Annotated in this window: 23 protein-coding genes; 3 read left to right on the top strand and 20 right to left on the bottom strand. The window is 51.8% G+C overall.

Going from position 1 to position 24,573, the window contains the following annotated elements:
* Positions 1-49: 49 nt before the first annotated feature.
* The 13 genes from tilS to mazG all read right to left on the bottom strand — a co-directional run bounded on the left by tilS (position 50) and on the right by mazG (position 12,559).
* The gene (tilS, locus tag WFK81_RS28880; RefSeq protein WP_336790713.1) at positions 50-1,477 is read right to left on the bottom strand and encodes a tRNA lysidine(34) synthetase TilS; all 1,428 of its coding nucleotides are present in this window, start codon (positions 1,475-1,477) and stop codon (positions 50-52) included.
* Between the two features lie 54 nt (positions 1,478-1,531).
* Positions 1,532-2,449 (bottom strand): protein kinase domain-containing protein, encoded by a 918-nt coding sequence (locus WFK81_RS28875; RefSeq protein WP_336790711.1) that lies wholly within the window; start codon positions 2,447-2,449, stop codon positions 1,532-1,534.
* Positions 2,433-3,161: a vWA domain-containing protein gene (locus WFK81_RS28870; protein ID WP_132312927.1), complete on the bottom strand. Its 729-nt coding sequence runs from the start codon at positions 3,159-3,161 to the stop codon at positions 2,433-2,435. Before WFK81_RS28870 ends, WFK81_RS28875 begins: the two co-directional genes overlap by 17 nt.
* Positions 3,162-3,385: 224 nt before the next feature.
* The gene (spoIIE, locus tag WFK81_RS28865) at positions 3,386-5,878 is read right to left on the bottom strand and encodes a stage II sporulation protein E (RefSeq protein ID WP_336790709.1); all 2,493 of its coding nucleotides are present in this window, start codon (positions 5,876-5,878) and stop codon (positions 3,386-3,388) included.
* A gap of 690 nt (positions 5,879-6,568) precedes the next feature.
* Entirely contained in the window at positions 6,569-7,057 is a 489-nt protein-coding gene (locus WFK81_RS28860; RefSeq protein ID WP_127496997.1) for a S1 domain-containing RNA-binding protein, read from the bottom strand.
* A gap of 97 nt (positions 7,058-7,154) precedes the next feature.
* Positions 7,155-7,466 (bottom strand): FtsB family cell division protein, encoded by a 312-nt coding sequence (locus WFK81_RS28855; RefSeq protein ID WP_336790708.1) that lies wholly within the window; start codon positions 7,464-7,466, stop codon positions 7,155-7,157.
* A 30-nt stretch (positions 7,467-7,496) separates the two neighbouring features.
* Positions 7,497-8,102: a spore cortex biosynthesis protein YabQ gene (gene yabQ, locus WFK81_RS28850; protein ID WP_336790706.1), complete on the bottom strand. Its 606-nt coding sequence runs from the start codon at positions 8,100-8,102 to the stop codon at positions 7,497-7,499.
* A complete protein-coding gene (yabP, locus tag WFK81_RS28845) occupies positions 8,099-8,383 on the bottom strand; it encodes a sporulation protein YabP (protein WP_012772055.1) in 285 nt (94 codons plus the stop codon). Before yabP ends, yabQ begins: the two co-directional genes overlap by 4 nt.
* Positions 8,384-8,491: 108 nt before the next feature.
* Positions 8,492-9,307, bottom strand: a complete 816-nt coding sequence (locus WFK81_RS28840) for a DUF817 domain-containing protein (RefSeq protein WP_336790704.1) — start codon at positions 9,305-9,307, stop codon at positions 8,492-8,494.
* Positions 9,308-9,465: 158 nt separating this feature from the next.
* Entirely contained in the window at positions 9,466-10,206 is a 741-nt protein-coding gene (locus tag WFK81_RS28835) for a hypothetical protein (protein ID WP_336790703.1), read from the bottom strand.
* Between the two features lie 117 nt (positions 10,207-10,323).
* Entirely contained in the window at positions 10,324-10,602 is a 279-nt protein-coding gene (locus tag WFK81_RS28830) for an RNA-binding S4 domain-containing protein (protein WP_012772052.1), read from the bottom strand.
* A 3-nt stretch (positions 10,603-10,605) separates the two neighbouring features.
* Entirely contained in the window at positions 10,606-10,878 is a 273-nt protein-coding gene (locus WFK81_RS28825) for an HU family DNA-binding protein (RefSeq protein WP_336790702.1), read from the bottom strand.
* A gap of 202 nt (positions 10,879-11,080) precedes the next feature.
* Positions 11,081-12,559 carry a nucleoside triphosphate pyrophosphohydrolase gene (gene mazG / locus WFK81_RS28820; RefSeq protein ID WP_336790700.1) on the bottom strand — a complete coding sequence of 493 codons (1,479 nt, stop codon included), beginning with the start codon at positions 12,557-12,559 and terminating at the stop codon, positions 11,081-11,083.
* Between the two features lie 332 nt (positions 12,560-12,891).
* On the opposite strand from mazG, the gene WFK81_RS28815 reads away from it, so the two are divergent.
* Positions 12,892-14,031, top strand: coding sequence for a glycerate kinase (locus WFK81_RS28815; protein WP_336790698.1), 1,140 nt, complete (start codon positions 12,892-12,894; stop codon positions 14,029-14,031).
* A 20-nt stretch (positions 14,032-14,051) separates the two neighbouring features.
* On the top strand, positions 14,052-14,489 hold the full coding sequence (locus tag WFK81_RS28810; RefSeq protein ID WP_336790696.1) for a hypothetical protein: 438 nt from the start codon (positions 14,052-14,054) through the stop codon (positions 14,487-14,489).
* A gap of 498 nt (positions 14,490-14,987) precedes the next feature.
* On the opposite strand, the gene WFK81_RS28805 is transcribed toward WFK81_RS28810, so the two are convergent.
* Entirely contained in the window at positions 14,988-16,286 is a 1,299-nt protein-coding gene (locus WFK81_RS28805; protein ID WP_336790694.1) for an alpha-glucosidase/alpha-galactosidase, read from the bottom strand.
* A gap of 184 nt (positions 16,287-16,470) precedes the next feature.
* Here WFK81_RS28805 and WFK81_RS28800 point away from each other — a divergent pair, with 184 nt between their 5' ends.
* Positions 16,471-17,328, top strand: coding sequence for an AraC family transcriptional regulator (locus WFK81_RS28800; protein WP_336790692.1), 858 nt, complete (start codon positions 16,471-16,473; stop codon positions 17,326-17,328).
* Between the two features lie 121 nt (positions 17,329-17,449).
* Here WFK81_RS28800 and spoVT read toward each other — a convergent pair whose 3' ends face one another.
* The 6 genes from spoVT to mfd form a co-directional block, all read right to left on the bottom strand.
* Positions 17,450-17,989, bottom strand: a complete 540-nt coding sequence (gene spoVT / locus WFK81_RS28795) for a stage V sporulation protein T (protein WP_336790690.1) — start codon at positions 17,987-17,989, stop codon at positions 17,450-17,452.
* 254 nt (positions 17,990-18,243) lie between these two features.
* The gene (locus WFK81_RS28790) at positions 18,244-18,411 is read right to left on the bottom strand and encodes a hypothetical protein (RefSeq protein ID WP_336790688.1); all 168 of its coding nucleotides are present in this window, start codon (positions 18,409-18,411) and stop codon (positions 18,244-18,246) included.
* A gap of 66 nt (positions 18,412-18,477) precedes the next feature.
* On the bottom strand, positions 18,478-18,663 hold the full coding sequence (locus tag WFK81_RS28785) for a hypothetical protein (protein WP_336790686.1): 186 nt from the start codon (positions 18,661-18,663) through the stop codon (positions 18,478-18,480).
* A gap of 11 nt (positions 18,664-18,674) precedes the next feature.
* Positions 18,675-19,547 carry an SPFH domain-containing protein gene (locus WFK81_RS28780; RefSeq protein ID WP_336790684.1) on the bottom strand — a complete coding sequence of 291 codons (873 nt, stop codon included), beginning with the start codon at positions 19,545-19,547 and terminating at the stop codon, positions 18,675-18,677.
* A gap of 127 nt (positions 19,548-19,674) precedes the next feature.
* Positions 19,675-20,781 carry a peptidylprolyl isomerase gene (locus WFK81_RS28775; RefSeq protein ID WP_336790683.1) on the bottom strand — a complete coding sequence of 369 codons (1,107 nt, stop codon included), beginning with the start codon at positions 20,779-20,781 and terminating at the stop codon, positions 19,675-19,677.
* A 162-nt stretch (positions 20,782-20,943) separates the two neighbouring features.
* Positions 20,944-24,471 carry a transcription-repair coupling factor gene (gene mfd / locus WFK81_RS28770; RefSeq protein ID WP_336790682.1) on the bottom strand — a complete coding sequence of 1,176 codons (3,528 nt, stop codon included), beginning with the start codon at positions 24,469-24,471 and terminating at the stop codon, positions 20,944-20,946.
* Between the last annotated feature and the right edge of the window lie 102 nt (positions 24,472-24,573).

Genomic DNA, 24,573 nt, shown 5'->3' with positions numbered 1-24,573 from the left:
AAATCCTCCTATATCTTTCACTTTATAATTATGAATACAGCAGTGCTTCTTATTCGTTCTCCATTCGAATGAACAGGAAGTCCGTTGTCTCATGACCGGTTTGAGCATGGCTTGAACGTCTTATCCCCGGAATCCAGAGCAGGCGGTTATCCGCGTCAACGAGCAGCGGATATCGTTCACGCTCGGATGGCGCGATCTTTTCGTCAACGAACATATCTTGCACTTTTTTGGACCCATTTAATCCTAAAACCTGAATTCGGTCGCCAGGCTGCCGATTACGTATCGTAAGCGGAAAAACAAGCTGGTCCGCATCAAAGCAAACCTCGCTCCGTCCCGCAGGTCTTACCGCTTCACCCCGCTTCAGCCGCTCGATATGCAGCGCTCTTCCGCCGGCTGTGATATGCACCGACTTCGAATCCCCGGAAATGGAAAAGGCATAGCCATCTTCGGACATGTCCGATGCCTTCAGCACTCGCACCCATCGGATGCTGCTATACTCACGGATGCACCGAACACCCGAGCCCGCGTCGTATCGCCAGGTACTCGGGGCTGCAGGGGCTGCCGCAAGCCGCATCGTCTCAATCGCGTCAAAGGAGGCAATTTCTGCATCCTTCGAAAGATAATTTAATATTAGTTTAATCAATCTTCTTTGTAAAGCGACATGAAGACCGTTCAGCTGACCGGTATTCAGCTTGCATTCATCCGCGGATAACGTTACAAGCGATGTGAACATCCGCCGCGCTTCATGCTCCATCCAGTCATCCTCCGCCCCCGCTACGTCGGCGATTCGCCTTAACGAGTGGGTAAGCTGAGGGTTAAATTGCGAAAGATAAGGAATAACATCGAGCCGAACGACATTCCGGAAGTAATATCTCTCATTGTTGCTGCTGTCGAGGCAATACGGAATATCCTGCTCGGAGCAGTAGCGCACAATGTCTGACTTGTTCATACGAAGCAATGGTCGAATAAGTTCCACGTTTTTTTCTTGCCGTTTTGCGGCCATTCCCGCAAGGCCGGTTAAGCCCGCTCCGCGGATGACGCGCATCAGCACCGTCTCCGCCTGGTCATCTGCATGATGGGCAAGCGCTATGGCGGACGCGCCGTATTTTACCGCGGTTTTATGTAAAAAAGCATACCGCTTCTCCCGCGCCGCGGATTGCGCATTCATTCCCGTTTCTTCTATGTATGCGGGCATATCGAGCTCGATCATCTCGAAGGGTACGCCCAGCTTCTCCGCATATTGGCGCACCATCTCCGCCTCCTGCCGGGAAGCCTCCTTGCGGAAGCCATGATTAACATGGGCCGCAATAATCGCGAGCTGCTCCTGCCGGGCCGCCAGCCAGAGCAGATGCAGCAGAGCCATCGAATCGGGACCGCCGGATACGGCGGCCACAATCCGGTCGCCCATTGACCATAGCTGTTCGGTTGCTCTGTATTTCATCATCTCGGTCAGCAGCTTATGGTCCCCCGTTTCCATACGCGTATGTATCTCTCCATTCCCCTCTAATGACATGTTCCTTCTATATATTACCTATATACCACTGCGAAGCAGCCAGTAAACCGAAATACCTAGAACAACCGCGGAAACAGCGGCAAGCCCCTTCAGCCATCCGGGCGTCTTGGCGCTTTTAACTCGCGTATCCCTGCGGTGCAGCAATCTCCGCCAGGCCTCCGCTCCTTCCGAAGCATCGAAGAATTGCCCGCTGAGCGCCTGTTTCAGCCATCCCGCTACGGGAGCCAACCCCTTGCACTCGCCAATTAAACGTTCCAGCTCTTCGGTTGAACGGATCTGCGGCAACCCTCCCGTCAGCGCGTGAAGCTTCTTCGGCTCATGAAGCATGATGCAAAGCACGGCGAAAGAGAATAGATCGTATCTGGCATCGGCCGAACGCGACCCGGCATTCCAAAAGCCACGGTCATAAATTTCCGTGAACTGGCGGATTCCTTTGCCCATCGCGGTAACGCCGCCATAGTCTACAAGCTCTACGTATCCGTAATCGGCAACCAGCACATTGTCGATCTTCAGATCGCCGAATACCCAGCCCTTACGGTGAAGCTCGGACAGCTTGCCAAGCAGGTTAAGACCAATGAGCGGGAACCACTCGGGCCCGCTTTTCTCCAGGAAGTCGGAAATCGTTACGCCGCGCACGTATCTCATAATATAGAAAGGATACTCTTTGCCATCCGGTCCAAGCAGGTCATCCACTTCAAAGAGGTAGGTCTGCTTCCGGTCCTGCTTCTCGAGAGCCTGCAGAACATTGATCTCAGACTGCAGATCAATGGCGTCCATCCCTACCTTTAACGCACACCAGCCGCGGTCAGCATGAACGAGATAAACCTTGCCGTTCGCTCCCTCTCCAAGCAACCGCTCGACTCGGTAACGGGACTGCTTCCATTTCCCCGTTACAACGGCACCGCGGCGGAGATTCAACCTAAACGACGTAGTCACTCATCATCCCATCCGTTTCATCGTTTCTGCTCTTCTTACCATAATCCCCCTGCCGATAAAAATCAATGACTTGCATCATGGCCGGCCCCGTTGGCGTCGTTCCGCTCATAGGGAATTTTGTAAATATGGAAGAAATGCCTTTCAGATTATCGGTCCAGTCCAGATCCAGCTTGCAGTCCTCGCCATGCTTGCTGCTTGGAAAATGGAATACGGCAATCTCGCTCTGCCCTTGGCGCGCCTGCAGGCTTAGCATAAGATCATGAATCGCTTCTTCCACCGCGCGAAGCTTAGGCTTCATGCTGGCGCTTGCGTCTATGAGCAGGGCAACCTGCAGCTTGGAGGTCTCGCCAAGCTCGTCGATGACCCGGACGACCTCGCTCCGCTTCTCGGGCGGGAGCGCCTCGATCGAGCCGTTTCCAAGCACCTGCTTCAATTCCTTTTGGACGGCCAGCTGAATCGTTTGAACGGCCGTTTTTCTCGTCATCATTTGAACCGTCTGCGACAGCTGCCGCATATTCACAAGCCTGCTCAGGCCGCCTCCGGCACGAGCAATCTCTTCTATTTCGGATGCACCAAGTTCTCCTACATCGCCGTAATCAAGAATACCTACCACGTTGACCGCGATACCTTCCGCCTTCGCATGCGCCGCCGCAACAACTGGACTCATTCCTACGTTGGAGCAGCCGTCCGTCACCAGCAAAATTTGTTTCATTATTCCTTGCCTCCTCTTCAAAACAAGCATAACCTCCCTATTAGTTTTGCCGTTTGAAGCGAGGGATAAACCGCTAGATTGCCCTATTTCCCGAGAAATTATGCAGCCTTCGCAAAGAAAAATTATTTTCGCGCTAAGCCATGCAAAAAAGCCCTTGGGCCAAAACGCAAACTGCCGCGCTTTAGTCCAAGAGCCTGCATCCGCCCATTTGTCATCTGCCTCCTTCAGCTAACCGTCCGCGGCCGCTCCAGCCGGTTAATTCCCGGCCAGCGGAATGACGCCCATTCCGGCAAATGCTTATCGATCTTTGCGACAAGCACCGTCATATCGTCTTTAATATCGCCCTCATGATACCTCACCACGGTCTCCAGCAAGGCATCGGCCATTTCCTGCGGTTCATCGGTCTTCAGCTCCTGAATAATTCTCTTCATCCACATCTCCTTATTGACCGCATGTCCCGGCGCGTCATAAATTCCGTCGCTCATCATGACGATCGTGTCACCCGGCTGCAGCGGCATGGAGATCAGGTCGAATTCAATATCCTGCAAAATACCGACCGGCAAATTATTTGCCGTTACCGGAATCACCTCGTTTCCTCGTTTAATAAAGCTTGGCGTCGAGCCAATCTTCATAAAGGTCGTCCTCGCTGTATATAAATCAATCATCGCAAGGTCAATGGTCGCGAACACTTCATCCGGCGACCTTAAAAGCAGGATTGAATTAACGGATTTGATGGCAAGCTTCTCGTCCATCCCGGACTTCAGAAGCTGCTGCAAAATCGACAGGGCTGCGCTGCTCTCCTGGCGCGCGCGTTCTCCATTGCCCATGCCGTCACTAATGGCCACGGCGAATTTGCCATTGCCAAGCTCGAGCATACTGAAGCTGTCTCCCGACAGCAGATCGCCTCCTTTGGCGGCACCGGCAATGCCTGTCTCTACCTCGAATTCCTTGGCTGAACCAAACACGACAAGGGTTGGCTCACCATTCTTCTCGGCTGGTCTCTCGGATTTAACGGCCACATGCTCGCCCAGAATATCCGATAAGAGCGGAGCGATAATTTTGCGGCATTCATCGTAGCCCCTGGCAAAGTGGTGATACAGCTCGATTTCCACATTCCCCTCTTCCAGATTAATAACCTCAATTTCCTGTATGGATAATCCTAGTCCCTCCAATGCTTCACGGATCTGTTCTTCCTGCAGGTGCAGGGTCTGCCCCTCCCTTTTAATTTCATGCGCCAGGTCCTCCATTACCTGCGATACGCCTGATAATTGATCCGCGACAAGCTGGCGGGAATCGAATATTTGTTTTTTCCAGTGCATATCATTCTTATAAAGCTCGTACTCCTGCTCGATAATGCCAAGCACCTGTGCTGGCCTCACGCAATGGGACGCCCATGTGCGCGGCATATTATGCGTAGGGATGCGGTCCTCGTCGACCGCCGAGATCATATCCTTCATCATTTGATAGGTTTGAAAGTACTTGCCCTCCCAGCAAGCTTTGTTCCTATGGCAGTCCGCGCAGCTGCGCGCCGATACCGCCTGCATGAAATGATTAAGCTCCTCCTCCTGCTTCACGGCCCCCGCCGTGTTATTGAGCTGGCCAAAGCTCTTCGAGAGCTGGCGGAACACCTCCGAATATTGGGATACCCGCTCCGCGGTTACATCGCGCACGCGCTTGGCATACTCATGCTGCGACTTGGCATGCTCGTTTGTACCCGGAACATAGCGGGCGATGGTTCTAATCATAATTTTTGGGGTAAGCATAAGCAGGACAGCCGCGGTGACCGACTCCCATGTCGAGGTCATCACGTCCGATCCGCTTCCCACGTAGATGGCAAGGATTGAGGTGCCGAGCAGCATGCCGAAGGCAACCGCCGCTTTGCCTCCTTCGCGCAGAAGGCCGGCCAGCAGCCCCGCGAAAGCAAGCAGGCTCATTTGCACAACCGCGTTAAAGTCGGCGAGACTAAGGATGAGTCCGGCTACCACGCCGACACAGGCGCCAAGCGGTGCTCCGCCTGCAAGGGCAAACAATAAGAGCAGGAAGCGCGACATAATATGTTCAACGGACAGACCGTAAATTTGCCAGCCTACCGCACCGGTCATAACGGAGGCAAGCAGAATCATGAGGCAGATAATCTCTTCATTCTTGAGAGAGGCGGTTTTCTTCGCCATGGTCAGAACCGGTATGGCCTGAATAAAGACAAGCGTAAGCACAAAGCTGAGCGCCGCCTCCACCACTACCATCATGAACCCATACCAGCTCATCGTGTCTCCTATGAAGAGTCCAAATAGCTGCACAAGTAAGGTGGAGATAAAGACGAGTATGGGAGCAGTCCCGAGCTCCGCCTTCTCGTAAGCCTCCAGGCCTTTAAATAATAAGAACAGTACGGCGAGCTCCATCCCGATCCATAAGGGTGCGGGCGTAACCGCGAACCAGCTCCCGGCCACAAGCGAAACGGCTGTCCAGGCGAACGCGTCTTTTCGAAGAAAGTAGACGACCGCAAAGTAAGCCGCTGCGAAGGGCATCAGGGATTCCAGAATCACCGCCCTTCCAAGCAGAAAGCCAAGCCCCACGAGCATGATTGTCCATTTCTTCGCCAGCACCAGCTGGACCAGCCTTCTCGAAGATAACCATCCACGCCCCTTCTCCATTATGGAACGTCCCCATCCCATCTGTTGTTCACCTGCGGGAAACATAATCACGTTTTCTTTTTTCATACGAACACCACCTATTCGTTTTGTTGTGGTTCTCATTATAGGAGCATGTCCGTATGAAGTTTGTCAGTTTACCGTGGGCGTACCAAAGTTTTTTCCGACAAAAGCCAAATGGCCCGCCCACAAATTGTCAGCGCTATCAAAACCGCGTCATTCCTCGCTTTAAACCTGACACGTGACTATTGGCACTGCTGCCGCTTCAACAAAAACCGTCGCGCCGCGCCGTGGGCTTCCCGCGAAATCTTTGTTTTCTGCTGTCGGGAATGCAGAGAGTATCGGGGAAACAAGCTAAAACTTTTTTTGAAAGGAGGTATATTTTTTGAAAAAAGCGCATAGCAGGGGTTGAAAAACGTTAAAAGGGCATCTTTTTCTTGTATCTGCGGCCAGCAAAGGCGTAGTGGAACTCCTTAAGCAGCTTCCTAGGGCTGCTGGAGTCTTCTTTTTATGAGGAAGTTTGTCGCTCCGTACGGGATGATCTTTATCCAAGCAATTCGAAGATGGGCGACCGCGCTTAGCGGTAGGTTTTATCGCCGAATGGATGTGGTGAGAAAACCTTTATCGAAGCAATTCGAAGATGGGCGACCGCGCTTAGCGGTAGGTTTTATCGCCGAATGGACCATATTCATGGTCCATTGCGGTAAAAAAGGCAGAACCGTTTAGGTTCTGCCCTCATATGATTGTATAAAATCCAGCTTAGACCCGTTTAGCGCCGCGTCCGCCGCGTTTGCCTTCGGTATTTTTCTTCAGGGAGGAGATACGTTCTTCGCTATCTTTCAGGAAGCGAGACATTTTATCCTCGAATGACGGTTTGTTGTAAGACGGTCTGCCAGCCGACTGCTTGTTGAAAGGACGTCCACCGCGATCTTGACCGCCGCCGCCTCCACGGTTAAAACCTCCGCCACCGCCTGCACGTGGTTCACGTTGTGGTGCTGCTTGGCCCTCAGGCCGGTCAACTGCCTGTTTGATGGAAAGTCCGATCTTACCGTCTTTATCAACGTTGATCACTTTGACTTTAACAACATCGTCAATTTTCAGGTGATCCTTCACGTCTTTGACGTAGTTATCGGCAATTTCCGAGATGTGAACGAGCCCTGTGACACCCCCGGACAAATCAACGAATGCTCCGAAATGCGTTATGCCTGTCACTTTGCCTTCTAACTTGGCTCCTACTTCAATTGCCATAAAATAAAATGTTCCTCCCTAAGCTAAATAGCGTTACTATCGTGATTATAACCGAATCGTCAAAGTAAGGTCAACAGACGTTCACCCGTTGTAGCGTCTATTTAATGACCTGAATCTGCTGTTCCCCAGGTGTTACCATTCCTTGTTCCTTCGTTGCAAGTTGTCTGATATATTCCGGATCGTTAAGCCGATCTATCTGTTGTTGAAGCTGCTTGGACTGCAGATTGGAGTCGTCGACCTGTTTCTTGATCTCCGTCAATTGCGCCTGTGTCGCACGCGCATCCTTGATTTGACCTATAAAGGTATACGCCGCCCAGCACAAAAATAGAGTGATGCACATGGCCCATATGCGCAGACGGCGTTTGGATCCTGCGTTCCCTGTCGATTGATTGGCTGTGGCAGTCGTCATAACGGTAAACCTCCTAAAATGAGTAACACATTAAAACAGGCGTTTCCATAATTTTATAACACCCGATAGGATCTTGTCCCATCTTTCTTTGAGCTGCAGACCGGAAAGCTTTGGTCCAAGCCATCGCCATAGCGGGCGTGTAAGCGGACCAAGCAGAAAACGCAGCAAAAGCCAGAACGGACGTACCAATTGTAGCACAATTTTTAACAGGAAAATAGTGAGTGCGGTCCCAAATCCGATTAAGACGCGGATAAACCGGTACAACAGAACAATCGGCTTCACAATTAGAAGGTCAAAAGTCCGCAGCGTGAACCGGATGAGGGCTCGTACCGCATCAATCAGCCATTTTACCGTACGGATAACCGGTTTGCTCAGCAGCCAATAATAGCATAGCACGCCAATAAGCAAGCCGAGGAATACATACGCCCGCACCTCGCCGTAGTTGCTGGCGTACAGCACACGAAATACAATGAGCGATGCGGCCAGCCAGTACACCATATCGAGTACCGGCAGCGTCCACCGCGGAAAGCGCAATTCGTTCGACACAACCCGGTAGCCGTCGAAGATCACGCCCATCCCGATGCCTGACAGCAGCATCATCCCCATTGTGAGAAACTGTAGGCTTAAGGAGGTCACTTAAACAGCTTTCCGAATAAGCCTTTTGTTTTGGTAGAGGTATTGGCGTCCAAATAGGCGAGTGAATGGACATACCCCTCGATGGCAACCAGGTTCTGCTCCAGATTGAGATGCTTGATATGCAGGTTTTGCCCTTTTATCATCAGGAAGCCAAGTTCGGTATCGAGCAGAAACTCTTCGCTGTCAAAACTTTCTACATTTAGCACGCCGGTAATTTCGAGCAGCTTGCGATTCAGCATTTTGACTTCCTGCCGCTTCTGCCCTTTGCTTTGTTCAACCATTGACCCGTCCCTCCACTTCGAAAGCATAGCTTGAGACTAGCTTATGGGGGTTGGACGAACTTTAGAACATCCGCGGAGGGCTATTCTACTCTTTCATATTCGGTTTCGCTAGAGCGCCGGATTGCCTCCATCCCTCGCGCTTTTTACGCGCTTCAGCTGCGCTACGATAATGACGCTGATGACAACAAGCAGGAACCAGGAGCTGATTTTTCCCAGGTGGACAATATGCCAGACATGCTCCTGGTCCGGATAAGCCCATGCTCCCATAAACGTCGAAATATTTTCCGCCAGCCAGATGAAGAAGCCGATAAGCAGGAAGGACAGCACAACATGCATGCGATATTCCCTGCCCCCCACCTTGTAAGCAAAGGACGTCCGGTAAAAGACGATAATCAAAAGCAGCGTCAGCACCCACCGCAAATCCCACAAATAGTGATGGCTAAAAAAATTCAAATAAATAGCCGCGCAGACCATTACGGCATAACGCTGCCGCGGCCAACCGTATACCGAGATCGACAGCCTCCTCCATGCCTGGCAGATGTAACTCGCAACGCTGGCGTACATAAATCCGCTGTAGAGCGGCACTCCAAACAGCTTCGACCAGCCTTCTCCCGGATAAGACCAGGAGCCCATATGCACTTTGTACAGCTCAAGCATCAATCCGATAGTATGGAACATGCAGATTACTTTTAGTTCGTCGACGGTCTCCAGTTTAAATACCACCATGCCAACCTGGGCAAACAGGCAGATCAGCAAAAGCACATCGTAACGATGAACGTAGGGTATGGATATAACCTTGGTTAAGGCGAGCGACGCGAATATAATAACCGGAAAAATACAGGACATGGCCTGCTGATAGCCAAAAATAAAAAGCTGCCAAATACGGCGGATCCAGACGGCATTCAATAAGGGCTGCAATTCCATGGGTATGCCCCTCCTCTGCATAAGTGAAAAGTCACCATTAAAGTACCACAGCGTTTATCGTTTTACAATAAACATTTAATGATATCATTAATATATTTGTTGTTATAATAAAAAGAGCACTTCTCCGGAGAGAAATGCTCTTTTCTTTAGACGACCGTTTATGCCGTGACGGCAGCTTCTTCAGCAGCCTGAGCGGCCGCCGCATTTTGCTCCGTTCTGATCTTAAGATACAAAACAAGAGATAGAGTAACTCCAATCAGCGATACCCAATCTATGAACAGGTAATACGCCGTCACCGTAATCCCGTTGATGTTCCCCGATTCTACAAGCCATTTGCTCGCGCCCCAACCTAGGAAAAAGCTGAATAGATTTATGGCAGCGCCAAGTCCGATAAAACGCCAGAATTGCCCCACGGCCATATTGCGGCTGCTCTCGAGCGGATTCGTCACGGAAGTATTCTCGATCGAGACGACAGCGGGAAGCAGCAGAAGCCTTGCATACATGAACAACCCCGGAATGACGAACAACAGGAAACCTGCGGAAAGAATAACGCCTTGAAGAAAATTATACATAATCATCCGCAGCCACTTGCGGAGCCCCCACCGGTAAGCATCGGCCACGCTGCCCTTGCCGCCCCGAAGTCTCTCAATTAAGTAGTAAACTACAGCAGGGGTCAGCAAGGTTAGGAAAAGCTGAGAGATAATCATGTCCTTGAGGAAATTATCGATAGACAGGTCAGAAAAACCGTAACAGACGATGATTTCAACCGGCACAATCGTAATTGCCGTAATAAGCAGCAGTGCCGCGGCATTTTTAACAAAGAGAGAAAAGGTGAGTCCTAATACGCCTCCGCTTTTTGACGGACGGATTTCAGGCAAATTCGTCATGGCTGGAATCACGGCTGTCTGCCTCCTGAGCATCAAGGTGAAACGGCTTAGCCGTCCTTATAGGAAACAAATATAAACTCTTGGAATTGAAAAAAAGAGCTGCCACGAAAGGTGACAGCTCTTTGTTGTTTACCAGCCGAGGTTGTCCTCGCGCGGGCGTTGTTCTTCCTTGATCAAAGTGTAAAGCTCACCGGCTTCATCCTTGCGGGTCGTCTCGGCAATTCGTTCGACACGAACGGTTACCGTCTTCTGCCCGTATTGGATCGTAAGCTCATCCCCTGCTTTAACCGTGCTGCTGGCTTTCGCTTCACGGCCGTTGATCCACACGCGTCCTTGCTCGGACACGTCCTTTGCTACCGTACGGCGCTTGATCAACCGGGATACTTTGAGGAATTTATCGAGACGCATGAATTACTTGATAGCGTCTTTCAGTTTGTTGCCTGCTTTGAATGCAGGAACTTTGGATTCTGGGATGGAGATTTCTTTACCCGTTTGCGGGTTGCGGCCTACGCGGCCGGAACGTTTACGAGTTTCGAAAGTACCGAAGCCGATCAGTTGTACTTTATCTCCGCTTGCAAGAGCGTCAGTAACTTCGCCAAGGAAGCCGTTCAGTACGGATTCTACGTCACGTTTAGTCAAACCGCTTTTTGTTGCAATGTTGTTGATCAGATCTGTTTTGTTCATTATTAATATCCTCCTAAATTCAATTCGCTTGTTTTGTTCGGTCAGCGCTGCTATTCTGCACTGCCGTTTGTTTGGTAATTTTAAGCATAAACACAAACACGTTGATACTTATTCTGCTTGTCTGTAAAAAAATCCTGCTGCACGAGTAAAAAAATTTACCGAAAGATGCAGAAATGTTGCGATTTGTGGCGAATTTGAGGCTCTATTGTCGCTTCGCTTCCTCCCACCAACGATCCATTTCTGTTAAATCAGTCTGGTCAAAAGTTTTGCCGTTTATACGAAGCTGCTCCTCAATATAAGAGAATCGGCTCTTAAATTTTGTATTGGTTCGAGAGAGTGCTTCTTCAGGATCCGCGTGGATAAAGCGAGAAGCGTTCACAACCGCAAACAGCAAATCTCCCAGCTCTCCTGCCTGCTCTTCCGAATCCTTCGAATCTATCGCCTCGCGCAGCTCGCGAAGCTCCTCTTCTATTTTGGTCAGAACCGGCTCCAGCTCCTTCCAATCAAAGCCAACCTTCGCCGCCTTCTTCTGAAGCTGGTAGGCCTTCATAAGCGCCGGCAGATCCTTCGGAATGCCGTCCAGCTGCGACTTGCGGGCATCGGCTTCGCCTTTGCGCTTCTTCTCCTCCGCCTTCATCTGCTCCCAGTTGCCAAGCGCTTCGCTGGCATCCCCGGCGCTGCGGTCGCCGAACACATGCGGATGGCGGAAGATTAGCTTCTCGTTCAGGCTTTCGATAACGTCATAGACAGAGAACGCTCCCGTCTCCTCTTCCATCTGGCTGTGCAGCATCACCTGCAGGATCACATCGCCAAACTCCTCCCGCATATTGTCGGGATCATCGTTATCGATGGCTTCAAGCGCTTCATACAGCTCTTCAATGAAATTCTTGCGGATGGACTGATGCGTCTGCTCGCGGTCCCATGGACAGCCTTCAGGGCTGCGCAGAATGGCAACGATCTCATGCAGACGGTCGAACGTACGGTTAAGAACGGCATCCTCTTCCGTACGGGGTACCCAAATCAGCGACAGATTGCCGAAGCCCGGCGTCCGGTCGAGTTCATACAGCGGAACCTTAAGGATCTGTTCCTCGCCCGTTACTCCAAGCGCATGACCGACGACAACCTCGTAGTCATCCGGGTAACGTTCCATCAGCGCAAGTTTTACATCGGATGCCGTATAAGCATCATAGACCTGCCCAATAATCGTATGTACGCGCGGCTGAACATGAGCCGCCTTCAGCTCGGCCGCATCAAGCAGCGCAAAGCCTTCGATCGGATCAATGCCAAGACGGATAAAGGCTTGGTCAAGGAAGCTTTCGCCGCCAATAATTTCGAGCGTTATACCAGCCGGCGAGCAGCGCTCGCGCAGCAGCTGCACCGTACGCTCCGCTACCATCGGATGTCCCGGCACGGCATACAGAATTGGCGCGGATGCTTCCTGCGCCTTGCGGACAAGCGTATTCGCTATTGTATCATAAACCTCCGGAAAGGTGTCATGCTGTTCATAAACGCTGTCAAAGGACGTGTAAGCCAGCTGATGCTCCCGCAGAAGCGACATCACCGGATGCTGCTCCGTGCGGACATAAATGGCTTCCGCCTCCTGCAGCCTCCGCCACACGCCAAGCGTTAATTGATCGGGATCGCCCGATCCCAAGCCAACTACCGTTATTGTTTGTGCCATATTCGCAATGCTCCTCCCTGCCGTATGCAGATTCTACACGTAGTATACCATTTCTTGCATCAGGATTAATAATGCATGAGCGTCGAGATTTGCTTATCCGATGCTCAGAGGGAGGAGATTGGCCCGCAACGCCGGTCGCTCCCCTTTAGCAGGCATTTTACCTGCTACTGCTGGTGTTGGCTGGCCCTGCCGGCCTTACTCTCCTTTTTAGCAGGCATTTTACCTGCTACTGTATGGGCTGGCGAACCGAATGAACATTTCTTCCCCACTCGGCGCGGTGAGTACGCAATCAGGTATAATAAAAGCAATAAAGGAGAAGGAGATGGCTGCTCGTGAAAATCGTTATAGCACCGGATTCTTTCAAAGGCAGTTTGTCCGCCGCTTCGGTGGCAGAGGCCATTGCTCGGGGCATCTGGCGGTGCGCGCCGGATGCCGATATCGTTAAGCTTCCAATCGCTGACGGCGGTGAGGGAACACTTGACAGTCTGCTTGCCGCTACCAGCGGTGAACGCATTACCGTTAACGTGACCGGGCCGCTTGGGACGAGCGTTAATGCCTCTTACGGAATAATCGGACAGACGGCCGTGGTTGAGATGGCGGAAGCTTCCGGCCTTTGCTTACTAACGGAGGTGCAGCGTAATCCAGCCCTGACGACAACCTATGGTACAGGCGAGCTTATTCGCCATGCGCTGGACCTTGGGTGCCGGCGGTTTCTGCTCACCGTAGGCGGCAGCGCCACCAATGACGGCGGAACCGGCATGCTGCAGGCGCTAGGGATGCGTCTGCTGGATCGGCATGGGATGCCCGTACCGCCTGGCGGAGGAGCCCTGGCGGATATCGCAACGATTGAAGACAGCTTATGGGATCCGCGCATTTCGGAATCTTCTTTTGTTATCGCCACTGACGTGCAAAACCCGCTTATTGGGGAGCAAGGGGCTACACGCGTCTTTGGTCCCCAGAAAGGCGCGTCTCCCGAGATGGTAGACCAGCTTGAGCAAGGGATGGCGGTGTGGGCTGATTTAATCGAAGCGAATACGAGAATCCGACTTCACAATCGCCCCGGCGCAGGAGCAGCAGGCGGATTGTGCGGCGCCTATCTGGCCTTCTTCCCCGCCTCCATCCGCCGCGGCATTGATGTGGTTTTGGAGCATGTGCGTCTGGAGGAGCATCTACACGGGGCGGATCTGGTCATAACCGGTGAAGGCCGGATCGATCACCAGACCGCCTCCGGCAAAGCGCCGATGGGCGTCGCCCAACTGGCCAAGAAGCATGGAATTCCAGCGATTGCGTTGGCCGGATCCGTCGGCTCCGGTATTGATGTTCTGTACTCGGAAGGTATCAGCAGCGTGCATAGCATCATGAATACGCCGATGGCCTTGCAGGAAGCGATGGAGCGTGCCCCCATCCTGCTTGAGCAGACGGCCGAGCAAGTAATCCGTACTTTTCTGGCAGGACGCGTAAGCAACCCTTAAAAGACCGGAGGTATTCTGAAATGAAATATGAGTGGAAAAAGAACGACAAGCATCTTTATCTGCCCAAAAATGTCCCTTCCGTCGCCGAAGTCCCCGCAATGAACTATTTCATGCTAAATGGCAAAGGCAACCCCAATCATTCGGAATTTGTTGAAGCAGTGGGAGTACTCTATTCCTTATCCTACACCGTAAAAATGCTTCCAAAAAAAGGAGCTGTGCCAGAGGGGTATTACGATTATTCCGTTTTTCCGCTGGAGGGTATATGGGATCTGGAGGAAGAGGCCAGACAAGCGGCCGTTCTCGATAAGGACAAGCTCATCTACACCCTTATGATCAGACAGCCCGACTTTGTAACGGAGGCATTGGCTCAAGAAGTGATCGAGACCGCCAGCAAGAAAAAGCCTCACCTGCTTCTAAGTAACGCAACGTTCGGAAAGCTGGAGGAGGGGCGCAATTGATTCACGTTTCGTTCTTTCCTGAGGACGCATGGCGATCTCGGTTCAGAATTGTATCTCTTCCGGTTGCTGTTGCCCTTTTAAAGCTTGAACTAACTCGATTATACGAGGCTTTAAAATGGCAAAGGCGAACGCTCCGCTCCTACAGAGTACAATTCCTCCCCTCAATCCATTGCTATATATACCACAATAGGCTACCCGATGACCCGGGCAGCCGAGCTATTTTAGGGACGGCCTGAGCCCATCCAGGCCCTCAATAAAAACAAGGCCGCCCCGATATGCATGGGCGGCCTAATTATGCCTACAAAACCGCGCTTTGTGCGGTTTTTGATCGCGTTGCGATCGATAGATAGGGAAAGGGTATGTAGCTCGTGGAGGAGCGCAGCGTTTGCCTTTGTGGCCCCGAATACTCGTTATACGAGTTCATTCAAAATTCGGGGCCGCAACAGCAACCGGAAGGAGCTACATTCCCTGCCCCCGCCCACCATCGATCACCCCGCATCACTTAAATGCCGGCAGCCAATCCCCATGAGCCTCGATCAAATCGTCGCACAAAGCCACAATATCATCCATGGACAGCTCCGCCGAAGTATGAGGATCCAGCATAGCGGCATGGTAGATATGCTCTTTCTTCTGCGTCAGCGCCGCTTCAATCGTCAGCAGCTGCGTATTAATGTTCGTGCGGTTAAGAGCAGCCAGCTGCGGCGGCAGATCGCCGACATACGTCGGATTGATGCCCGAGCGGTCGACAAGGCACGGAACCTCTACGCAAGCTTCCTTCGGCAGGTTGGTAATCAAGCCGGTGTTCATAACGTTGCCGCCGATTTTGAACGGTTTGCCCGTTTCAATGGCCTCCATAATATGGGAAGCGTATTCATGACTGCGTTTATGCTCGATATTGCTGTTGGCAAGCAACGATTCACGCATATTATTCCAGCCTTTGATCTGCTCGACGCAACGGCGCGGATACTCATCCAGCGGAATATTGAAGCGCTCGATCAGCTCCGGATAATTGCGCTTGATGAAGTACGGATGATACTCCGCGTTATGTTCGGACGACTCCGTGATGTAATAGCCGAACTTCAGCATCATTTCGAACCGGACCATGTCATGATGCTTCTCCTTCTGCTTCTCCGCCGCACGGCGCTTAATCTCCGGATACAGATCCACGCCATCCTTCTTCACTTCAAGCAGCCACGCCATATGGTTGATGCCCGCAATCTTGGATTCCACTCCCGTAGCGTCCATTTCCAAGCTTCTGAACAGATCGGACACGCAAGCCTGCACGCTGTGGCACAAGCCCACCGTTCTAACGCCGCCCGCCGTCGACAGCACGTTCGTCAGAACCGCCATTGGATTGGTATAATTCATGAACAGAGCGTCCGGACATACCTCGCGCATATCCTTTGCGAAATCAAGCACGACCGGAATCGTGCGCAGGTTGCGGAAAATGCCGCCAATGCCAACCGTATCGGCAATCGTCTGACGCAGACCGTATTTTTTCGGGATTTCAAAATCGGTGATCGTACAAGGATCGTAGCCGCCAACCTGAATAGCGTTGATCACATATTTCGCGCCGCGGAGCGCTTCCTTGCGGTCCGAGTAAGCCTTCACCACACAGTTGCTGCCAAGCGATTCTTTCATATTCAACAGCAACTGCTCGGAATCGCGCAGACGCCCTGCATCAATATCGAATAAGGCAAGCTCGAAGCCTTGCAGCGGCTCCGTCAACATTACGTCACCCAGTACATTTTTCGCGAATACCGTGCTTCCCGCACCTAGAAAAGTAATTTTAGACATCTTTGCTTCCGCCTCCGTTTTCTAAAAGGAATTGACTCCTCCACTATATATCCGAAGGGGATAAGCGAACATGGCAAAGCCTCTTATTTATTTGTCATAATCCCATTTCCTTATGACGAGCCGGCCCTCCGGCTTTATAATGATAATATAAGCTGTGTACCATCCAACTGGAGGGAACCGCCCTATGCCGTTATCCGAAATTTATCTACCCAGCCCGGCAACAGAGCGTTATATGGACTTAAGCTTGTTGTTCTGGGGCAAGCAGGATTGCGATCCCGGGCACTATTGGGGGCCTGGTCTGCGCGATATGTACATTCTTCATTACATCCACAGCGGCACCGGTCAATTCCGGTTAGGCGAGCTCAGCTTTGAGCTGCATGCCGGCCAAGGCTTTCTTATCATTCCGGGTACGCTTGTGTATTACAAAGCAGATGAGAATAACCCCTGGACCTACTCCTGGGTCGGACTTAAAGGGCTTCACGCGAAATCTCTGCTGCAGCGGGCCGGGCTTAACCATACGAGTCCAATATTTGACGCAACGGAGCAGAAGGGCTTTTTCGAATCGGTCTATGAACAATTCCATCAGGCCCTTGAAGGTCATGCCGGCAGCGGAGATCTATTCAGCCAAAGTCTTTTGTACCAGTACATGGCTCGGCTGATCGCCTGCAATAAACAGGCGTCTGCTCCGGCGCATGCCGTCAATACGAAAGAAGCCTACATCAACAAAGCGGTAGCTTTCATCGAGAACAGCTACAGCCTCCCAATCTCCGTTCAGGACATCGCGAATTTCGTGGGACTTGACCGTACTTACCTGTCCGGTTTATTTAAAGCGCAGCTTGGAGTCTCCTTGCAGGCCTTCCTGCTCCGTTTCCGGATGAACAGGGCCGTTGAGCTGCTGCATCATCATGAGCTTGCCATCGGCGACATCGCCCGCTCCGTCGGTTATACCGATCCTTTTCTGTTCTCGAAAATGTTCAAGAAAGTAATCGGCAGCTCGCCCCGGGCATCCCGGGATCATATCAACAGCGCGACACAAGCGTAATCGCCTGCCCCGTTCTTTAAGAGAAGCATACGTTTCATGAGCGAAATAGGAAAAGACTTGGTTTCCGTCACGATGCACCCTGCAGTCGGTTTACGGGAACCAAGCCTTCATTTTCGCTTTATTATTGTTCCATTTGTTTCGCCAGGAAGCCTGCCGCCGTTTCCACCATTTTGGTTTCCATCTGCGCCATTTTTACCGCTTCGTCTTTGCTGAGCAGGACAACGGTGCCGATCGGATCTCCTCCTGCAACAATTGGTGCTGCTACATAAGCGGAGTATGTGTCATGCATATCCTTAACGATCTCGTATGTGCCGGAAGAGCCTTCAATCGTCTTGCGGTTATCCATGCATCCTTCCAGAATCGAGCCGATTTGCTTCTCCAGCAGTTCTTTTTTCGAAGCGCCGGCTACGGCAATAACCGTATCGCGGTCGGTAATGAGGGTAACATGGTTTGTGCTTTCAAATAAGGATTCAGCATACTCTTTGGCGAAGTCACCAAGCTCACCAATCGGAGAGTATTTTTTCAGGATTACTTCACCATCGCGGTCAACAAATATTTCGAGCGGATCTCCTTCACGGATACGTAAAGTACGGCGGATCTCCTTCGGAATCACCACACGCCCGAGATCATCGATGCGACGTACAATTCCAGTTGCTTTCATTTCTTGTTGCCCCACTTTCCTAAAGGATTTTAAGTCACTGGATACGATTAGCCTTCATAACAAGCGATTGCCGTCTTCCCCGTTATAAGCCAAGGATTAAAGCGTTCTCGCGGAAAAAGAATGATTCAGCTAGCGGAGCGCCTATTCTAAAGCTGCCGTTATGCTGGTTGTGGTTCGGCGGCTCTTATGTCTAGCGCGTTCGATAACGAATTCTTTTGTGAATCTGACCATAGTATTCATCGGCTCCCAATTTCTTATGCACCGCTATCCGCCGCATCATGCGGGTTTCCTGCTGAAGCCAGGCATTCTCGGACAGGCATCGTAAGATAAGCCTTAAAGCACCATTTAAAGCATTCCCTTCTATGCCAAAAACCTTGCTTCATTTCCTCTTTTTTAATAATTAACCCCACTAATTGTTCCACGTGAAAAAACTTATTCAAAAAAAACCGCCGCTCCCCCTTAAGGTTGGAACGGCGGTCTGCTAAGCATCACTCATTATTGACCGGGTTATTGGGCGCCCTCTTAGGCAGCCTTCCGGCCTTGCCAAGCGCTTCCCGGAGCAAAAACTCGATATGCCCGTTCACGCTGCGGAACTCATCATTCGCCCATTGCTCGATGGCACGGTGTAAATCTGGATCAAGCCGGAGCGCAAAAGCTTTCTTCTCTTTCCCCATTGGACTGCCCTCTAAGAGTACAGCGTGCCCGTATTAATAACCGGCGTTGCACCGCGGTCGGATACAATGGCGACCATCAGATTGTTGACCATTGCCGCGCGACGCTCCTCATCCAGCTCGATTCCATTCTCCGCCAACTGCTTCAAAGCGGAGTCCACCATGCCAACCGCTCCTTCTACAATTTTTTGACGTGCCGATACGATTGCAATTGCCTGCTGGCGCTGCAGCATCGCGTTTGCGATCTCAGGAGCGTAAGCCAAATGCGTCAGGCGGGTCTCCAGCACCTCTACGCCGGCTACCGCAAGACGATTCTGCAGCTCATTCATCATCTCCGCCGCAACTTCATCCGCATTGCCGCGCAGCGACTGCCCAGCGGTGTCGGAGAAGGTATCGTAAGGGTATTGAGCAGCGATATGACGAACAGCCGTCTCGCTCTGAATTTCCACGAAGCGTTCGTAGTTATCCACGTCAAAGGAGGCCTTTGCGGTCTCCGTCACTTTGAACACGACAACGGCGCCAATCTCGACAGGATTGCCCTCCGCGTCATTTACCTTTAATGTCTGGCTGTTGAAGTTGCGGACCTTCATCGATACCTTCTTTTTGTTCGTAAACGGCACAACAATCCACAAGCCGCTCGCGCGGACAGTCCCTACATACGTACCGAAGAACGTAATGACCTTCCCTTCATTCGGCTGAACGATTGTGAGCGAGGATACCGCTACGATAAATACCACTTCAAGCAATATCCCGAGAACAATCAGAAAAACATTCGGATCCGGCTGATCGGAGCCAAATATGATTAATGCAATACCTCCGGCAAAAGAAATAATCGCGGCGAGCAATGCGAGGAATCCATTGATATGCCAAGCCTTATATTCCTTCATAAGAACACTCCTTATATTACTTCGATATAATAATGATATCACTTTTTACAAAAACAAGAAAGTCCCTCAAACAATAAAAAAAGCTGATCCATCATGTACATGATGAGATCAGCTTTCTTTAAAGGCTTTATTTAGCTGCCGGGGACTCCGATGCTGCCGGAGATTCGGATGCCGCAGGCGACTCCGAAGCACCTGGCGATGCGGATGCGCCTGGGGAAGCGGATGCTTCAGGCAGCGTGATCTTTACGTCTTGTTTCGGCATTTCATCCGTCATGAACGCATTCATGTGGGTGTAAGCCACAGCGCTTTGCACTTCTTGCTTTTGCTCGGCCGTAATTTTGTCATACGCTACTTGGTCGCGTTTTTCAACTTCGATAACGTGGTAGCCGTATTCGGTCTCAACCGGATCGCCGATTTTGCCGACAGGCTGCGTCAGAGCCGCATTTTTAAAGCCCTCTACCCAATCCGAAGCTTTTGCGTCCTTGTATTCGCCGCCGCTGTTCTTCGAACCTGTATCGTCGGAATATTCTTTAGCAAGGGCTGTCCAGTCTCCGCCTGCATCAAGCTTCGCTTTCACTTCTTTTGCACGGGCCAGAGCTTCCTCTTTCGTGCGAAGCGTCTTCGTGGAGTCCGAAGGGTCCGTTGTTGCTACGAGAATATGACGAACGGTAACCGGGTTGTAATTGCCGATGTTTTTCTCGTACTCGGCTTTCATTTCGTCGTCCGTTACTTTCGAGTTCATATGCTCAACCACAACCAGCATCAGGTTGAGATATGTTCTTACATCGGCTGTGGATACTTTTTTATCATCGAGTGTTTTCTTCACGTCGGCATTTGTTTTAAGCGTATCTTCAAAGCTTTTCATCTGATCGTTCGTTTCATCGCCGGCTTTTTTAAGCGTTGCTTCGGAAGCCTGCTTGGCAAGGATCTTGTACGAAACGAATTGCTGAAGCAATTGCTCCTTGAACTGCGGGATTGCAATCACTTGCTCATAGCCCGGCTGCATGATGTTGAAGATATCCAGGTACTTGTTGAATTCCGCTTCCGTGACGTTGCCGTCTTTGTAGGTTGCAACGACAGTACCTTTGCCCGCTCCTGCGAAAGTAAGGCCCGTGGAGCCGCCCCCGCTTTCTTTCTTGCCACCGCAAGCCGCCATGATCGTCATGACAAGCACTGCCGCGATTACGAGCAGCGCGCTTCTGCGCCATGTCGATTTGCGTGTTGTGTGCAACATGTTGAATCCCCTTTCAATTTGAGAAGTTTATTGTATTGTAACAGAAAACGACAAGGCTTGACCACAAGGTTGTAACGGCTGCCCCTCCCCCGGGAGGAGCAGCCAGTCATTTTTAGATGGGATACAAGCCTGGCATAGGAAGTACTGTACATACGTTCAAACTCATGTTTTCGCGTCCTGAAGCGCTTCCTCGCCTTTTCTGGCATCCTTGAATTTTTTCAGGAAGCCCTCCAGAAGCTGTACCTTCTGATCCATCTCAAGCCCTTTGCCCCGCAGCAAAAGCGTCGGATATTCATCCTGTATCGCGCCTTGGCGGAAGCGGTTCTCGTACTGCACGCACAGCTGATCCACCAGCTTGCGGTCGATCCGCTTCTTCTCTCGCTCGTTGAAGCGAACGATGAGATCATCGCCCTTCTGGCTGATCTGTTCAATGCCGTATTGCGTGCCGTATACCTTAAGCCGGGCAACGGAGAGCAGATTTTCGACCGCCTGCGGCAGATTGCCAAACCGGTCGATCAGCTCCTCAGCAAGATCCTCCGCCTCATCAATAGACGTAACGGTAGCCACCTTCTTGTAGATCTCAATCTTCTGGATGCTGTCGTAAATATAATCCGATGGCAGGTATGCGTCTATGCTGACATCGATCAGCGTTGTTACGCGGCGCTCTTCCTTCACTTCTACGCCTTCCATCTCCGCCTTCCGCTTCGCAATCTCGTCAGCCAGCATCTGCGAATACAGATCAAAGCCGACGGACGCGATAAAGCCGTGCTGCTCCGCCCCAAGCAGATTGCCCGCCCCGCGGATGGAAAGGTCGCGCATCGCGATCTTGAAGCCGGAACCCAGCTCCGTAAACTCCTTGATCGACTGCAGACGCTTCTCCGCCACCTCGGTGAGCACCTTGTCCCGTTGGTAGGTGAAGTAGGCGTAAGCGATCCGGTTCGAACGGCCAACCCTACCCCGTAGCTGGTACAGCTGGGAGAGGCCCATTTTGTCCGCATCATGCACGATCAGCGTATTTACGTTCGGAATATCGACGCCGGTCTCGATAATGCTCGTGCTGACAAGCACGTCGGACTCGCCGTCCAGGAAGTCCAGAATCGTCTTCTCAAGCTCCTGCTCCGACATTTGGCCGTGTCCGACGGCAACTTTGGCGTCCGGCACAAGCGCATTGATCTGCTCGGCCATCTGGTAAATGCCTTGCACGCGATTATACAGGTAATAAACCTGCCCGCCGCGGGCCAGCTCCCTCTCAATCGCTTCGCGCACAAGCGAGGTGCTGTATTCGACGACATAAGTCTGCACCGGGAAACGGTTCTCCGGCGGCGTCTCGATGACCGACAAATCGCGAACGCCCAGCATAGACATGTGCAAGGTGCGCGGAATAGGCGTAGCGGTCAGCGTCAGCACGTCGACATTGGTCTTCAGTTTCTTTAGCTTCTCCTTATGCGACACGCCAAACCGCTGCTCTTCGTCGACGATAAGCAATCCAAGATCCTTAAAGATAACATCCTGAGACAGCAGACGGTGCGTGCCAATCACGACATCCACCGTACCCGCCTTCAGGCCCTTCATCGTATCATTCTGCTCCTTGCGGGAACGAAACCGGCTTAATACCTGAATGTTGAACGGATACCCGGAGAAACGCTCGCGGAACGTTTCGTAATGCTGCTGGGCCAAAATGGTCGTTGGTACAAGAATAGCGACCTGCTTCCCTTCGATCGCAGCCTTGAAAGCGGCGCGAACCGCCACTTCCGTTTTGCCGTAGCCTACATCGCCGCACAGGAGCCGGTCCATCGGCTGCGGCTTCTGCATATCCTTCTTGATCTCTTCGATCGCCCGCAGCTGATCTCGCGTCTCATCGTAAGGGAACATTGCTTCGAACTCGTTCTGATAGGCCGTATCCTGGCCGAAAGCAAATCCGGGCGCAGCCTGGCGCTCCGCATACAGCTTGATCAGGTCATCGGCAATATCCTGGACGGAGGCGCGGACTTTGTTTTTCGCCCGTACCCATTCACTGCCGCCCAGCTTATTGATTTTCGGCTCCTTCTCTTCGGAACCGACATACTTCTGAATCATGTCGACTTGCTCTACCGGTACGGACAGCTTATCGCCGCCGGCATACAAGATATGCAGGTAGTCCTTGTGAATGCCGCCGATCTCCAGCGTGCCGATACCGACGTATTTGCCGATACCGTGGTTCTGGTGAACGACGTAATCGCCGACCTTCAGCTCGGTATAGCTCTTGATCCGCTCGGCGTTGTCGATCTTCTTGTCCATTCGGCGCGCCTTGCGCTGCTTCTGCGAGAACATCTCGCCTTCCGTAATAATGACAAGATGCGAGGAAGGCAGCTCAAAGCCGGATTGAAGATTACCCTCAATCAAGATCGGAGGCTCGATATGATAATCCTGCAGCACGCGGCGGATCCGGTCGAGCCGCTCGGCATTGCCGCCCAGCATCATCACCTTCGCGCCGGTCTTCTTCCACCGCTCCATCTCCGCCTTGAGCACATTCATCTGCCCATGGAAGTTTTGCATCGCGCGGCTCGTCATATTCAGAATATTTTGAGGCTGCGAATGCGGAATTTGCCGCAGGAAGAGCGACATAAACAGCGTTTGGAACTTCCGGTGGTGCAGTATCTCATCCGATTCCCGGGCAAGCGTAAAGCTTGGCAGCGATTTGCCGTTGGAGAGCAGATGGGTTGACCATTCCGCCTCATCCCGCTCCAGCTGGCGCCCCGTCTCGATCAGCCTTGTCGGCTCATCCAGGATAAGAACCGTATCTTCCGGCATATAGTCCAGAATGGTCTGTCTTTCCGGGTACAGCAAGGATATATATTTATAGATTTCAGGAAAATAGACTTGCTCCCGCAGCTTCTCAATCTCGCCGCCGATTTCCTGGCGGAGGCGATCCTTCGCCATTCGGTCCGTCATCTTGTCGAGCTGCTGTTCAAGGAGTGTTGCTGCGTGATCCGCTGCAGAGCTAAAGCGCCGCTGGTCGGCAACAATCTCCTGACAAGGCGTTACGGTAAACGTCTGAAGGTTATCAAGGGAACGCTGGTCGGAAGGGTCGAAGGCACGGATGGAATCTATCTCGTCGCCAAACCATTCGACCCGGTACGCGAGCTCCGCCGTCAGCGGGTAAAAGTCTACGATACCGCCCCGTACGCTCATCTCGCCTTTCGACTCGACGCGGTCCGCGCGGACATATCCAAGTCCCGTCATTTGACGCAGGAAATCATCCAGTTCAATCGTGTTGCCAACCTTAATCGCAATCTTCGCATCCGACATAATTCCTTTAATCGGCTGATAACGCCGAATGCCGGAGAACGGAACGACAATAATCCCGCGGAAGCCTTCGGACAGCTTGATCAGCACATCCATGCGCTGCGCCAGCGTCTCAGGACTTGAGATCGCCGCTTCGGCAGCTACCAGCTCGTTCGCGGGATATAACAATACATCATCGGCAGAGATGCATTCCTGCAAATCCTCTGCAATCTTCTGTGCGGCATACATATTATGCGTGACAACAAGCAGCGGACGGTCTAAATCATCCTTCACCGCCGCAACGAGCACTTGCCTGGAAGAACCCGCAAGTCCCGATATCATCTGTTCGCGCATACCTTTGCGGACGCCGGCTATAATCGACTGTACATCCGGATCCGCGGCAAAAGCCTGTACTAACGCTTTCAATCGTGAAGGCACCCCGTTTCTATACACAAGACAAAAGGCAAAGAAATAGAAGCAATATTTATCAATATCATCGAAAAGAAGCCTCAGCCGGATGCTAAGGCT

It is taken from the genome of Paenibacillus sp. MMO-177, from assembly GCF_037147795.1.
Taxonomy (GTDB): domain Bacteria; phylum Bacillota; class Bacilli; order Paenibacillales; family Paenibacillaceae; genus Pristimantibacillus.
The sequence above is the reverse complement of the archived record's forward strand: the minus strand, read 5'-3'. Positions and strand labels throughout refer to the sequence as shown.

Excerpts from the sequence above, each read along its gene's own strand:
- tilS (WP_336790713.1), bottom strand. The coding sequence starts at position 1,477 with ATGGAAACGGGGGACCATAAGCTGCTGACCGAGATGATGAAATACAGA.
- WFK81_RS28870 (WP_132312927.1), bottom strand. The coding sequence starts at position 3,161 with ATGAAACAAATTTTGCTGGTGACGGACGGCTGCTCCAACGTAGGAATG.
- spoIIE (WP_336790709.1), bottom strand. The coding sequence starts at position 5,878 with ATGAAAAAAGAAAACGTGATTATGTTTCCCGCAGGTGAACAACAGATG.
- WFK81_RS28860 (WP_127496997.1), bottom strand. The coding sequence starts at position 7,057 with ATGGCAATTGAAGTAGGAGCCAAGTTAGAAGGCAAAGTGACAGGCATA.
- WFK81_RS28855 (WP_336790708.1), bottom strand. The coding sequence starts at position 7,466 with ATGACGACTGCCACAGCCAATCAATCGACAGGGAACGCAGGATCCAAA.
- yabP (WP_012772055.1), bottom strand. The coding sequence starts at position 8,383 with ATGGTTGAACAAAGCAAAGGGCAGAAGCGGCAGGAAGTCAAAATGCTG.
- WFK81_RS28840 (WP_336790704.1), bottom strand. The coding sequence starts at position 9,307 with ATGGAATTGCAGCCCTTATTGAATGCCGTCTGGATCCGCCGTATTTGG.
- WFK81_RS28830 (WP_012772052.1), bottom strand. The coding sequence starts at position 10,602 with ATGCGTCTCGATAAATTCCTCAAAGTATCCCGGTTGATCAAGCGCCGT.
- WFK81_RS28825 (WP_336790702.1), bottom strand. The coding sequence starts at position 10,878 with ATGAACAAAACAGATCTGATCAACAACATTGCAACAAAAAGCGGTTTG.
- mazG (WP_336790700.1), bottom strand. The coding sequence starts at position 12,559 with ATGGCACAAACAATAACGGTAGTTGGCTTGGGATCGGGCGATCCCGAT.
- WFK81_RS28810 (WP_336790696.1), top strand. The coding sequence starts at position 14,052 with ATGAAATATGAGTGGAAAAAGAACGACAAGCATCTTTATCTGCCCAAA.
- WFK81_RS28805 (WP_336790694.1), bottom strand. The coding sequence starts at position 16,286 with ATGTCTAAAATTACTTTTCTAGGTGCGGGAAGCACGGTATTCGCGAAA.
- WFK81_RS28800 (WP_336790692.1), top strand. The coding sequence starts at position 16,471 with ATGCCGTTATCCGAAATTTATCTACCCAGCCCGGCAACAGAGCGTTAT.
- spoVT (WP_336790690.1), bottom strand. The coding sequence starts at position 17,989 with ATGAAAGCAACTGGAATTGTACGTCGCATCGATGATCTCGGGCGTGTG.
- WFK81_RS28785 (WP_336790686.1), bottom strand. The coding sequence starts at position 18,663 with ATGGGGAAAGAGAAGAAAGCTTTTGCGCTCCGGCTTGATCCAGATTTA.
- WFK81_RS28780 (WP_336790684.1), bottom strand. The coding sequence starts at position 19,547 with ATGAAGGAATATAAGGCTTGGCATATCAATGGATTCCTCGCATTGCTC.
- WFK81_RS28775 (WP_336790683.1), bottom strand. The coding sequence starts at position 20,781 with ATGTTGCACACAACACGCAAATCGACATGGCGCAGAAGCGCGCTGCTC.